At 62.5% G+C, this 12,400-nt stretch carries 11 protein-coding genes; 5 read left to right on the top strand and 6 right to left on the bottom strand.

Annotated features, from left to right (window positions below; all coding sequences use genetic code 11):
* Positions 1–180 precede the first annotated feature (180 nt).
* Complete coding sequence (locus V8359_RS10200) at positions 181–747, bottom strand: YqgE/AlgH family protein (RefSeq protein WP_336428720.1); 567 nt, start codon at positions 745–747, stop codon at positions 181–183.
* A gap of 115 nt (positions 748–862) precedes the next feature.
* On the opposite strand from V8359_RS10200, the gene V8359_RS10195 reads away from it, so the two are divergent.
* Positions 863–1,660: a protein-disulfide reductase DsbD domain-containing protein gene (locus V8359_RS10195; RefSeq protein WP_336428719.1), complete on the top strand. Its 798-nt coding sequence runs from the start codon at positions 863–865 to the stop codon at positions 1,658–1,660.
* Positions 1,661–1,687: 27 nt separating this feature from the next.
* Here the strand turns inward: V8359_RS10195 and V8359_RS10190 are convergent, their stop codons facing one another.
* From V8359_RS10190 to V8359_RS10175, 4 genes are all read right to left on the bottom strand, one after another.
* Entirely contained in the window at positions 1,688–5,053 is a 3,366-nt protein-coding gene (locus tag V8359_RS10190; RefSeq protein ID WP_336428718.1) for an efflux RND transporter permease subunit, read from the bottom strand.
* 5 nt (positions 5,054–5,058) lie between these two features.
* Positions 5,059–6,513, bottom strand: a complete 1,455-nt coding sequence (locus V8359_RS10185) for an efflux RND transporter periplasmic adaptor subunit (RefSeq protein WP_336428717.1) — start codon at positions 6,511–6,513, stop codon at positions 5,059–5,061.
* A 76-nt stretch (positions 6,514–6,589) separates the two neighbouring features.
* Entirely contained in the window at positions 6,590–7,132 is a 543-nt protein-coding gene (moaB, locus tag V8359_RS10180; RefSeq protein WP_336429041.1) for a molybdenum cofactor biosynthesis protein B, read from the bottom strand.
* An 84-nt stretch (positions 7,133–7,216) separates the two neighbouring features.
* Positions 7,217–7,993, bottom strand: coding sequence for a uracil-DNA glycosylase (locus V8359_RS10175; RefSeq protein ID WP_336428716.1), 777 nt, complete (start codon positions 7,991–7,993; stop codon positions 7,217–7,219).
* A gap of 149 nt (positions 7,994–8,142) precedes the next feature.
* Between V8359_RS10175 and V8359_RS10170 the strand changes: the two genes are divergently transcribed.
* The 4 genes from V8359_RS10170 to V8359_RS10155 all read left to right on the top strand — a co-directional run bounded on the left by V8359_RS10170 (position 8,143) and on the right by V8359_RS10155 (position 11,333).
* The gene (locus V8359_RS10170) at positions 8,143–9,261 is read left to right on the top strand and encodes a hypothetical protein (RefSeq protein WP_336428715.1); all 1,119 of its coding nucleotides are present in this window, start codon (positions 8,143–8,145) and stop codon (positions 9,259–9,261) included.
* A 79-nt stretch (positions 9,262–9,340) separates the two neighbouring features.
* The gene (locus V8359_RS10165; RefSeq protein WP_336428714.1) at positions 9,341–10,294 is read left to right on the top strand and encodes an aspartate carbamoyltransferase catalytic subunit; all 954 of its coding nucleotides are present in this window, start codon (positions 9,341–9,343) and stop codon (positions 10,292–10,294) included.
* A complete protein-coding gene (locus tag V8359_RS10160; RefSeq protein WP_336428713.1) occupies positions 10,291–10,839 on the top strand; it encodes a hypothetical protein in 549 nt (182 codons plus the stop codon). The genes V8359_RS10165 and V8359_RS10160 overlap by 4 nt, the downstream gene beginning before the upstream one ends.
* Positions 10,836–11,333, top strand: a complete 498-nt coding sequence (locus V8359_RS10155; protein ID WP_336428712.1) for a hypothetical protein — start codon at positions 10,836–10,838, stop codon at positions 11,331–11,333. Before V8359_RS10160 ends, V8359_RS10155 begins: the two co-directional genes overlap by 4 nt.
* 95 nt (positions 11,334–11,428) lie before the next feature.
* On the opposite strand, the gene V8359_RS10150 is transcribed toward V8359_RS10155, so the two are convergent.
* Positions 11,429–12,325: a hypothetical protein gene (locus V8359_RS10150; RefSeq protein WP_336428711.1), complete on the bottom strand. Its 897-nt coding sequence runs from the start codon at positions 12,323–12,325 to the stop codon at positions 11,429–11,431.
* Positions 12,326–12,400 lie beyond the last annotated feature (75 nt).

Here is a 12,400-nt window from a genome sequence, read left to right as displayed (position 1 = left end):
AAGAGGGGGCCGGGGCCGTCCGCGCACCGACGTGATACCGACGTGAATACCGACGTGAATGCCGACATTCGAAACCGCGCCGTTACCCCTGTTAACCAAGGGCGCACAGATAATTCGGTGCAGGACCGCACCTACATTTCCCGCGCTCTGGTCATAAACTGTAAGGAAATCGGCGGCCGTTCAGGCCCGGCCACCATCTGAAGACAGGGTCAGCGGCGATATGCCCAGCGTGGTCAGCGCCGCCTCCCACTTCTGATCATCGCCCGTCCCAAAGACGATTTTCGGCGTGGCATCGCAAATAAGCCAGCCATTCGAGGCAATCTCGGATTCAAGCTGACCGGGCCCCCATCCGGCATATCCCAGCGCAAGGATCACCTCGTCTGGCCCGCCCCCCTGCGCCATATCCTCAAGGATATCGAGCGTCGCGGTCATGGCAAATTCCGGTGCGAATTCCATCGAAGAAATCGACGAATGATAGCCCCGGTCATGCAGGACAAATCCCCGGCCATGCTCCACGGGCCCTCCGAAATGCACCGGCATATCACGGGACAAAGCGTTCTTTTCAATCGACAATTGCTCAAGAAGGTCATCCAGACGAAGATCGTCGGCTGTCTTGTTGATGATAAGTCCCATGGCCCCGTCATCGGAATAGGCACAGATCAGAACGACGGAATGCGCAAACCGCTCGTCGCCCATGCCGGGCATGGCGATCAATAGCTTTCCGGTCAGGTCCATGTCATCACTCATGCCTCTGACAATGGGTCCTTCGGGCCGGTTCCGCAACCCGCCCCGGCAGCGACCCGCAACAAAGCTGGCGCGAAAGTGAGTTGGAATTGTCCCAAAAATCGCCCATGTCACGCGGATGACACGTTGTATCCTCGCTTTTCTGCTGACGCTCTTTGTCGCCTTGCCCCTGCGCGCAGGCGAATACGTGGTCGAGGCGCGCATTCTGCCGGGGTGGCGGATGGCTGACGGCACCCATATGGCCGGGCTTCTGCTCACCCTTGATCCCGGCTGGAAAACCTATTGGCGCGCACCCGGCGATGCCGGCATCCCACCGCAATTCGATTGGCGCGGGTCACGCAACCTGTCTGGCGTTCACACCCTCTGGCCCCGCCCCCGCGTCCTTGATCAGGGCGGCGTGCGGACCATCGGCTACAAGGATCAGGTGATCCTCCCCCTTGCCGTGAAGCCCAGCAAAACAAGGGGCGATGTCACGCTCGACGGTATGCTCGACATGGGGGTATGCAGCGATGTTTGCGTGCCCGTGTCCCTCCGGGTTCAGGGCCGGCTTTCCGCGTCTGTGACGCGCCCCGACCCGGCGATCGCTGCGGCCCTCGCGGCGCGCCCACACTCCGCCCATGAGGCAGGCGTGTCGGGCGTCACCTGCCGGATCGAGCCTGCAAAGAACGGCCTGACTGTCACCGCCCGGATCACCATGCCCGCCACCGGTGGTTCCGAAGTGGTGGTCATCGAAACCGCCAATCCCGAAATCTGGGTGGCCCCCGCCAAGACCGCCCGCGACGGTGATCTGCTCACCGCGCGAAGCTTTCTGGCGCATGTGTCGGGGCGTCCTTTCGCGGTCAACCGATCGGGGCTGCGCTTTACCGTGCTCGGCACCAACCGCGCAGTCGACATCAAGGGCTGCACCCACGGGTGACACGCGCGGCGGTGTTACACAGCCTGCTCAGGCGGGCTTACGGACGATCCGCGCGATTCCGATCACTGCGAAAATCACCAGCGCAATCAAAAGGCTGCCTGCTACGAACGCGCCCAGTGCCCCACCCTTGGTCATGACATGGCCCATCGCGGTGGCCCCGGTGGCCATCACCCATCCAAGGCTCATAACGAACCACGCCGCCACCGCCGCAACTGCCAGGACAAGAGCCGCGCGCACGCTCCCGTTACGAAACCGCAGCCCGCGCCGCAGCGCCGCGACCTGCCGCGCCACGTCCTGCTGCATCGCCATGAGTGCTGGCACCACAAGAAGCACCATCACCATCCCGAAGCCCAATCCATAAACCAGCGTGATCACGGTCGGCTTGAGGAACTGCGCCTGTTGGCTCCGCTCGAAAAGCAGCGGGGTCAGCCCCAGAACCGTGGTCATCGTGGTTAGCATGATGGGTCGCAATCGGTCCGCCGCCCCGTCGATGATCGACGGGACAAGACCGCGTTCAGTGGCATACTCATCCACCGTCGTCACCAGCACGATCGAATCGTTGATGATGATCCCCGTCATTCCCAGAAGGCCCACCACCGTAAAGATACTCAGCGGCACATCCCACTGATGATGCCCGTAAATCGTACCAACCAGGCCGAAGGGGATAATCGCCATCACCACCACCGGTCGGGTCCAGCTTGAGAACACCCAAGCCAGCACGAGGTAAATACCGAGAAGCGTCAGCATCAGGCCAAGTTGGGCATCACGCAGGAAATCATCCTCCTGTTCGCTCAGCCCGGACAGACGCCATTCCACCTGCTCTTCGCTCGCGATCCGCGGCAGGATATCAGCCTCGAGCGCGGCCATGATTTCGGCTGCGCGGGCCGGGTCGTCCTCGGAAATATCGCCTGTCACGCTGATCAGGCGCAGCCCGTTTTCACGCCGCACGGTCGAAAAGCCCGTGCGCTGTGTTACGCTCACGATCTCGGCCAGCGGAACATAGCTCCCCTCCACAGTCCTAAGCTGCATTCGTTCCAGGAAATCGGCAGTCATCTCCGCCTCGGGAAGCTCCACGCGGATCGTCGCGCTGCGCGGACCAATGGGATATTCCGCCGCCTCGATCCCGCCCAGCCGGTTGCGCAGCGTTCGGCCCAAACCGTCAATCTCAAAGCCCAGCGCCTGACCCTGCGGCGTCAACTCAAGGATCAGTTCCTCCTTGTCATAGGCCAGATCGTCCTGAACCGCCGACACCTCGGGATAGATCGACAGCGCACGCTTGAGCGCCTGTGACGCCGCCTTCAGATCCTCGGCGCTGGCCCCGAAGAACTGCACATCAAGCGCGTCACCCCCCGGTCCCGACCGCCATCCACGGAAACTCACGGTCTCGGCGAGCGGATGATTAACCACTTTTTCCTGAAGTTCCGCGACAAAGGCAAAGCTGGAATAGGGCCGCAGGTCCGAATCGATCAATTCGATGGAAATACCGCCCAGTTGATCAGGCTCTTTCGTTTCCGCCCCCGCCAGCCCGTAACCCGCGTTGCCGCCGATCTCGGCGATGACATAGCTAAGCGGATTGCGGCCATAGCGCGCCTCGTATTCCGCGCCAAGTGCCTCGGTTGCGCGCTGCATTTTGTGCATCATCTCAAGGCTGTCGTCGCGCGTGGCGCCCGGTGCCATTGCGAAATTTCCGGTGACGCTGCCTCGCTCGGGCGCATTGAAAAACCGCCAGGTGACATCCCCGCGCGCGAACACCGCGGCCTGTGTCGCCAGCACCAGAACCACCAGCGCAAGCACCGGATAACGCAACGCGATCACCCCGGCCATCAGCTTGCGAAAGATGGTCTCGCGAAGCCAGACAAAGCCGCGATTGACCACCCGGCTCGGCGCATCATACCAATGCTTCTTCGCCGTATGGGTCAGTGCATGGCTCATGTGATGCGGCAGGATCAGGAAACATTCCACCAGAGAGGCGGCCAGCACGAGGATCACCGTAAGCGGCAGATCGAGGATCAGCGTCCCGAACCGCCCGCCGATGAATGTCAGACCGAAGAACGCGATAAGCGTGGTCAGCGTGGCGCTGAAAACGGGCATCGCCATCCGTCGCGCCGCGTTTTCGGCGGCGATGGCCGGCGGCTCGCCCAGCTTGCGAGAGCGCGCATCGGCATGTTCGCCCACCACGATGGCATCGTCCACCACGATCCCCAGCGTGATGATCAAAGCGAAAAGCGAGATCATGTTGAAGGTAAGTCCCGCGGCATACATCAGCGCCACCGCCGCAAGCATCGCCACGGGAATACCCGCCGCCACCCAGAAGGCGGTGCGCGCGTTCAGAAACAGGAACAAGAGCGCGACCACAAGGGCAAGGCCCATAGCCCCGTTTTCCAGAAGCGTGTTGAGCCGTCCCGAAATACGCTCGGAGCGGGTGCGGATCAGGTCGATCTCGACCCCCTCGGGCAATGTCTCGGCCAGATCGCGCGCGACGTCTTCCACGGTTTTCTGAATCCCGATCGCATCGCCCTGCGCGCTGCGGTCAACGCGGATCGACATGGCCGGCTGCTCACCCACGAAGTAGCTGTTTTCGCGGGTAATCCCCTCGACCCTCACAGTGGCGATGTCCCCGATCTTGAGGGTCGAGCCGTCCGGGTTGGTGCGCAGCGCGATCGCCTCGATCTCATCCGCTTCGCGCTTTTCAACACCGGTGCGCACGCGGGTATTGGCGCCACTCACGTCGCCCGCCGGATTGGCGTCGGCCTCCTGCCCGACAATGGCGGCGATCTCGGCCATGGTGATGTCATAGGCCATGAGGTTGACTGCGGGCACTTCGATGATCGTCTCGGGTGCTGCCACTCCCCGCAGGGTCGTGCGGGTCACACCCCGGTCAAAGAGGCGGGCCACGAACTCGTCCGCATAAAGCCCAAGCTGATCGGGTGACACAGGCCCGGTCAGGACGACGTCTGTGACCCGGTCACGCCATGCCCCGCGCCGTACCGTCGGCTCCTCTGCGCCCTCCGGTAGCGTTGTGACGGCATCGACAGCGGTTTGCACATCGTCGGCGGCGCGCGACATGTCCCAGTCCGGCTCGAACTCGAGCGTGATGCTCGCCCCGCCCTCGCGGCTGCGCGCGCTGCTTGTCTCGACCCCTTCGACCGAAAGGAGCGCGGGCTCAAGAACCTGAACGATGGCCGCGTCCGCATCCTCGGCCCCTGCCCCCTCCCAGATGACATTGACGCTCACGGTGTCGATGATCACATCGGGCAGGAACTGCGCCCGCATGCGCGGCGCGGCGGCAACGCCAAGCACGATCATCACCACAAGAAGTAGGTTCGCAGCCGTCCGGTGGCGTGTGAAATACGACAAAAGCCCACCAGCGGCCGGAGGAATAGCGCGCGCCATGCGCGCTAGCCCCCGATCCGGGATTCAAGCCGCTCGACCACGCGGGCAGGCACTTCGCGTCCATCAAGCTGACGCAACAGGCGCTCTTTCTCGGTTTGCGGAAGATCACGGCTCTCGCGCACATAGGCGATAAGGCGCGCGCGGCGCGCATCCGTGAGGATCACCGCCGAGGCCTCGGCCCCGGTCTGTCCCGCCGGATCAAGCGGACGCACCTTGATCCCGCTGCCCAGCAGCGGCGAGCGTTCGGCCACCACCCTGCGCCCTTCGAGTGCGGGCGCGCGCAACAACACGTCGTCTCCTTGCCGCCGCACAAGCGTGACCCCGATCGCCTCAAGCCGGTCGTCTTCGCCCAGAACCAGCACCGTGCCATCCGATCCCAAAGAGGTGGCCGGCAGGCGGATCACATCGGCAAGCTGCGGTTCCTCGACCCGGACGGTGACGAAATCGCCGGGCTTGAGGCCCCGCCCATCCTCAAGCCGCGCAAACAGAAGGCGTCCGGTCTGACCTTCGCCCACGGCAGCGCTGGCGCGGGTGAGCGTGCCGCTCGTGGTGATATTGGCTCCGAACGTATCAAGCGTCACACGCACGGGTGCGGAAATGAGTGTCCCCGCATCGTTCAAAAGCCGCGCATATTGCGGCGTCGAGACGCGGAACGCCACCTCCAGTGAATCGGCATCCACGAGATCGGCCAAACGCTCATTCACTGAAACAAGCCCGCCCTCAACCACGTCCACCCCGCTCAGACGTCCGGCGAAATCTGCGGTGATGCGCGTCTCCGTCAGGCGGCGGGCGGTCTCGTCGCGGACAATCCCGGCCCGTGTCAGCGCGTTGGAGGTCTGATCCACCCGCGCCTCGGCGGCGGCCACGGCCTGCCGCGCGGCCAGAACCGCGCCCTGTGCCTGACTGGCGGCCAGCTCCGCGGTCTCGACGGCGGCGGCAGTGCCGACGCCGCGCTCGGCAAGATCGCGCTGCCGGGCCAGCGCACGCTCGCGCAGAGCCGCCTGATCCTGGGACGCGGCCAATTCATCCCGCGCCAGCGCAAGCCGGCGTTCGGCATCGCGTGTTTCGGCCTCGGCATCGGCCAGATCGCTTTCGGCACGATCAAGCGCGGACTGTGCATCCGCCGGATCGATCCGTGCCAGAAGCTGCCCCGCGCGCACCTCGCCTCCTTCGACAAAGCTTTGCGCCAATTCGATGATTGTTCCCGCCGTGCGTGCCCGGATTTCAAGTGTGCGGCGGCTCCGGACCTCTCCAAAGGCTGTCAGAACGGGGGTTTCCACACCCGCTTCGGCCCGGATCGCATTTACCGCAAAGACCCTCTCGCGTCGCGATTCAGCGCGCGGTTCACGCGACAAGCGTTCATCCACCGCGGTCCAGATCACCTGTCCGGCGAGCGCCAACAGCCCCAGTGTCAGAGACACGAGAACCAATCCGGTCAGGCTTTGACGCAGAAATCGCATGGGTTAAGACAGCCTTTCGGGCGCGGGATGCCGTATATTTAGCCGCTCCGCGCCAAAAACCAAGAACCCCGAGCGGTTACTTGCGTCGCAAATGCTCGTCCAGGCGCGGCATGATCTCGACGAAGTTGCAGGGCTTGTGGCGATAATCCAGCTGATAGCTGAGGATCTCATCCCACGCGTCCTTGCAGGCGCCGGGGCTACCCGGCAGAGCGAAAAGATAAGTTCCCCCCGCAACACCGCCCGTGGCGCGCGACTGCACCGCCGAGGTGCCGATCTTCTGCATTGAAATGTGGGTGAAGACCGTGCCGAAGGCGTCGATCTCTTTCTCATAGACATCGCGATGCGCCTCGACCGTCACATCCCGCCCGGTCAGGCCGGTGCCGCCTGTCGAGATGACGACATCCACCTCGTCCGAGGCAATCCATTCGCGCAGATGCTCGGTGATCTGATCGCGTTCATCGCGCACGATCATCCGATCGGCAAGCGTGTGCCCCGCCGCCTCAAGCCGGTCCACCAGAATATTGCCCGAGCGGTCGTCACTCGCGTCGCGGCTATCGCTCACGGTCAGGACGGCAATGCGCACGGCGATAAAATCGCGGGTTTCGTCGATCTGGCTCATATCAGGGGCTTTCATACTTTGGCTTTCCGCCGATATTGGACCTTGGCGCAGGATGTGCAAGCCAAAGGGTCCATGACGCGCGCCTTAGCCGCGCAACCGCGCCTGAAGGCTGAGAAGGTCGGCCCATGCCGCGCGCTTGGCCGTCGGCTGACGCAGCAGGTAGGCGGGGTGAAACATCGGCAGCGCGGGTTTGCCATAGGCTTCGGTCCATGTCCCTCTGAGCCGCGTAATGCCACGGCGGCCCAACCCGGCCTGACAGCTGATATTGCCCATGAGCACCAGAATATCGGGGTTCACAAGCTCCACATGGCGCGCGACGAACGGCAACAGCATCGCGATTTCCTCGGGTGACGGATCACGGTTCTGGGGTGGCCGCCATGAAAGGACATTGGTGATATAAACCGCCTTCGACGGATCGTCCGACGCGCGGTCCAATCCGATCGCACCCAGCATCCGGTCAAGAAGCTGACCCGCCCGGCCCACGAAGGGCTTGCCCACGCGGTCCTCATCCCGCCCCGGCGCTTCTCCCACGATCATCATCCGTGCCGCCGGGTGACCGTCCGAAAAGACAAGCTGCCGCGCCCCAAGCTTTAGGTCGCAATGCTCGAACGCCGCCATCGCAGCCTTGAGCCCGCCCAGATCATCCGCCTTGGCCGCCGCCGCGCGGGCTTCGGCAATCGGGTCCGCGTCGTCACCGGTGGGCACCGGATCGGTCGGGGCCTCAATCGGCGCGGGTTTGGCCGCCGCCACAGCAAGCTCATAGCGATCAATCGGCGCATCGCCGATGGCCTCGGTCGCGCCCATCTCGATCTGCCAGTCTAGCAGCGCCTTCGCCGTGTGATGATCAAGCTGCAAATCCATGGCCAGACCTTAACGCGTCACGTGACGGCATGAAAGGTGGCACCGGCACAGGGCACCGGCGGACCCTGAGGTTCACTCTGGCTCAATATGCTTAACACCGTGCCGTTAATCACTTATCAACCATGAAAAGACATAGATGGAGACCTACCGTGATTTCAGAAACTCCGAATTTCGTTGCGGGCCGCGTATCGCAAAATGGCACAAAGCTCTGCCAGGGCGATTTCGAGGTCACGCACAAAGGCGGCGGGATTTTTGGCATAACGGTCAGCGGGGGCGGCGGCGATGCCGTGCTTCTGCTCAATCAGTATGGCAAATCGAGCGACTATATCGATTCCGCCTATCTCCTTCGGACCCCGGTGTCCGATGACGGCTCCTTCGAGATCGCGACGACCGTCGGCGGCGCCTATCGTGGTGCGCGCAACTTCAACTTCGTGCTGATCCGGTCGGATTTCGCCTATCCGATACATAGCGGCTCTTCGGGGTATAGCCATGGCAACCGTCGCGGCGCTTGCCTCCTTGGCAAGACGGTGGACGACTATTCCCACTCGGGTAGATCGCACATCAGCGAACCACCCGAATTCTTTCAGGTCGATGGCAACCCCAACAAGGGCATGACCTATCTTGACATCGAAAAGCCTGAATACGACGGCACCAAGACCACCGAACTCAGGCAAAATGCCTACACGATCTCGCTCAAAGATAGCTATTATCAGGAGTTTACGAACGCCTTAAATCCGCGGGAGTTCAATGAAGACTGGAACCACGCCGGCCTGATCTGCCCGATCGCACGTTCCACCCAAGGAGAGGCGACCGGCGCACCGACAAACGGTTCGGTGCTGCGCGAGACCGGCATTCGCAAGGGCCACGTCTTTCGCGCGGGGATAAACATACTCGGCGTCGGAAGCGACGGGCACCGTCATTTCGACAGGTCCGGCGCATTTCAGTGCGCGATCCTCACCGATCAGCCCGATCCAGACTGGCAGGCCGAGCATCGGTGGATATGGGGTATGTATGATGGGGCCGATCTGGACATATCCACTGTAGGACTTCAGATCGTCCGCCAGCGCCCCGGCTCCTACCGCGCCACGTTCGACACCGCCTATGACAAGACGCCTGTGGTTTTGGCCACCGCCGTCGCTGAGGAAAACTATGTCGAAAAGGCAGTCGTGCTGGAGACATCCGAAACCGGCTTTACGATCATAACCACTGACAAACATTTCGACGCCACAGACAGGCGATTCTCGTTCCTCGTCTGCCCGGTGGCCTGATCTCGCGGCGATCCGTCCCTCCTATTGCTCATCGACCGCCCGCTTCCTATAAGCGGGCAAATACGGGACGGATTCGCTCATGAGCTTTGCACATTCCCACCTTCTGGGGATCGACCCCCTGTCGCCCGGCGATATCACCACCATTCTTGATCTCGCGGATCAGTATGCCGATCTCAACCGCCGCGACATCAAGCATTCGGACGCGTTGGCGGGGCTCACCCAGATCAACATGTTCTTCGAGAACTCCACCCGCACGCAGGCCAGTTTCGAACTCGCCGGTCAGCGGCTCGGGGCGGATGTAATGTCGATGGCGATGCAGGCCTCCTCGATCAAGAAAGGCGAGACGCTGATCGACACGGCGCTCACGCTCAATGCGATGCATCCCGATCTTCTGGTGGTTCGGCACCCGCATTCAGGCGCGGTGGACCTTCTCGCGCAGAAGGTAAATTGCGCCGTTCTCAACGCGGGGGACGGCCGCCATGAACACCCGACACAGGCCCTTCTGGACGCGCTCACCATAAGGCAGGCAAAGGGGCGGCTGCACCGGCTCAGCATCGCGATATGCGGCGATATCGCCCATAGCCGCGTGGCCCGCTCGAACATTCAGCTTCTGGGCAAGATGGAGAATCGCGTGCGCCTGATCGGCCCGCCCACCCTGATGCCCTCGGGCATCGACGCGTTCGGCGTCGAGGTGTTCGATGACATGACCGAAGGGCTCCACGATGTGGACGTGGTCATGATGCTGCGCCTTCAGCGTGAGCGGATGGATGGCGGTTTCATCCCGTCCGAGCGCGAATATTATCACCGTTACGGCCTTGATACCGAGAAATTGAGTCACGCAAAGCCCGACGCCATCGTCATGCATCCGGGCCCCATGAACCGGGGCGTCGAGATCGACGGGGAACTCGCCGACGACATCAACCGTTCGGTTATACAGAAGCAGGTCGAGATGGGTGTGGCGGTGCGTATGGCCGCGATGGACCTGTTGGCCCGCAATCTGCGAACCAAAGCGGCCAGAGAGGTCATCGTATGAGTGACAGGTTTCACATTCCCAAAAACGAGCACGGCCTTGTCCGGTTGTTTTCCATCGACTTGCCCCCCGAAGACATCCCCTCCTTCGTAGAAGAGAATGGCGATGACTGGCCGTTGCGGGCGGCGCTCGGCGCGGGCCACCTCGAGCACGAATATATCGAAGTGTTCCCGGTAAGCGATCTCACGGGGCTGGGCCTGATGGGCTATATGAACGAGGGGCTGGGCATCTCTCAGGCCGATCTGGCAGGCGACCGCGCACAACTTGATGCCGTCAGCGGCCATGTTCTTGTGGTGCTGTCACGGGCCTTCGGCGGCCATGAACAGCAGATCGCCCCCCAACCGCCTCTGCGCTGGATCGGCACATGGCGCGAGGAACGCGCCCCGGTGCAATTCGAAACCCTCCCGCATGAGAGTGCGCAGGGCGAAGTTCCCGTAGAGACACAGCCCGAGAAGCCCTCCGAGGCTGCCATGTCGGGCCGCGTCGCGATGATCGCACTCCTTGTGATCTTCGTGCTCACCGGCCTGATGATCTGGATCGCCGCATGAGCCTGTCAAAGGCGCCCGCCACCCCGCTACTGGAGGGTGAGCGTCATCTGGCCATGTTTCCGGCCTCCCTGTCTGTCTTCATTTACCGGGCCCTGCTCATCGGGGCGATCACGGCGCTTGTCTTTGCGGGTCTCGCTCTCGGGCTGGGGTATTGGTCACCCGTGCTTCCCATGTGGCGCTTTCTGGGCATAGTCATTGGTTTTGCGGCGCTGTCGGTTTTCCTCTTCGACGGGCCATCGCGCTGGATGCGGCACAGCAGCGAATGCTGGCATCTGACGGATCGCCGGCTTCTCTTTGAGGATGCCCGTTTTCCCGAACAGGATTTCGCGCTTCCTCTCTCCCAGATCGCCAGCGCCACGCCAATTTTTTCGTGGAACCTGCGGCTGAAGCTTACGGATGGCACTGCGATGTTGATGCATTTCGTGCGCAGTCCCGACAAGATCCGAAAGCGGATCGAAACGGCCCAACGCCACGGCGGAGCGCCCGACGCGTAAAAGACACCCCCTTCTTCGCGGCGGGTGGGTCGACCGGGTCAAGACCGGCTTAAGCCGCCGCCTGCGCCCCGCGGAAACCGGGCAATCAGGCCCGTTCATTGTCTGGGGCAGGCCGTGCGGTAACTGTTCATGATGCCGCCCAACAGAAGATCAAGCATACCGGCGGTCATCGCGTCGGCCATGGGTTCTGCGCTTTCTCCTTGCAAGGCCAACACGTCGGCAAAAAGATCGGGATGCGCGTCGCGCAGAAACCCCATCATCAGCATCATCGCCCCCAAAGCGGCGTCACCGTCCAACTCCGAGCGAAGCGCTTCGACGCTTTGGGGCGATAGCCCATGATCCGCCAGCGCGTCGAGGCGCGCCTGCTCGGGCAAGGCCTTCAGGCTTTGCAAACTGGCGCGCAACTCGCTCTCGCTTCGGGTTTCGAGCACAGTCTCGACCTCGGCATAGGCCCGGCACGACGCGGGCGAAAACCCGCCGGAATCGTCCTCATGCTCATGCTCGTGGTCGTGCCCGGCATCGTCATCACAGCCTTCAAACGCATGATAGCTGGTGATCCCGCTCCAATACCCGTCCCCCAAAACCCGGCTGCGAAGGTCACCCGCCTCCTGCATGAGGCGCTCATATGTGTCAGGGTCCGAAACGGCGCGATAGCACCGGTCTTTCATCTGCTCTTCACCGATCATACCCCGTATTTCGACCGCCTTTTCGGCAGCATTCTCAAGGCAGACCCATTGCTTGTAATACCCTTCGTTACTGGCGGCGCAGGCGCGTGCGATTTCACGCGCCGTATCACCATAGAGATCGTCACGCGCCGCCGCCTCAAGCATATGATACCCGATCGTGCCGCCCTTGAGGCATCCGGGCATCTTGTCATACCCGTCGACCATCGCATCACACTCCTCGATCACCTCGGCGGGCACCTCCACGTCCTGCCCGCTGACCGCTCCGGCTACGGCCAGTGCCACAAAAAATACAAACCTGCCCAACATGCACACACCTCCTAAGGGTATAAAGGCAGCATCACACGCCCATCGGCGATTGCAACGGTTTTCCCGCTCGCAGTT

Source organism: Roseovarius sp. E0-M6 (assembly GCF_037083845.1).
Classification (GTDB): domain Bacteria; phylum Pseudomonadota; class Alphaproteobacteria; order Rhodobacterales; family Rhodobacteraceae; genus Roseovarius.
This window is presented reverse-complemented; position numbering and strand designations above follow the sequence as displayed.

Coding starts and splice junctions, on each gene's coding strand:
- V8359_RS10200 (WP_336428720.1), bottom strand. CDS start 747: ATGAGTGATGACATGGACCTGACCGGAAAGCTATTGATCGCCATGCCC.
- V8359_RS10195 (WP_336428719.1), top strand. CDS start 863: ATGACACGTTGTATCCTCGCTTTTCTGCTGACGCTCTTTGTCGCCTTG.
- V8359_RS10190 (WP_336428718.1), bottom strand. CDS start 5,053: ATGGCGCGCGCTATTCCTCCGGCCGCTGGTGGGCTTTTGTCGTATTTC.
- V8359_RS10185 (WP_336428717.1), bottom strand. CDS start 6,513: ATGCGATTTCTGCGTCAAAGCCTGACCGGATTGGTTCTCGTGTCTCTG.
- moaB (WP_336429041.1), bottom strand. CDS start 7,132: ATGAGCCAGATCGACGAAACCCGCGATTTTATCGCCGTGCGCATTGCC.
- V8359_RS10175 (WP_336428716.1), bottom strand. CDS start 7,993: ATGGATTTGCAGCTTGATCATCACACGGCGAAGGCGCTGCTAGACTGG.
- V8359_RS10165 (WP_336428714.1), top strand. CDS start 9,341: ATGAGCTTTGCACATTCCCACCTTCTGGGGATCGACCCCCTGTCGCCC.
- V8359_RS10160 (WP_336428713.1), top strand. CDS start 10,291: ATGAGTGACAGGTTTCACATTCCCAAAAACGAGCACGGCCTTGTCCGG.
- V8359_RS10155 (WP_336428712.1), top strand. CDS start 10,836: ATGAGCCTGTCAAAGGCGCCCGCCACCCCGCTACTGGAGGGTGAGCGT.
- V8359_RS10150 (WP_336428711.1), bottom strand. CDS start 12,325: ATGTTGGGCAGGTTTGTATTTTTTGTGGCACTGGCCGTAGCCGGAGCG.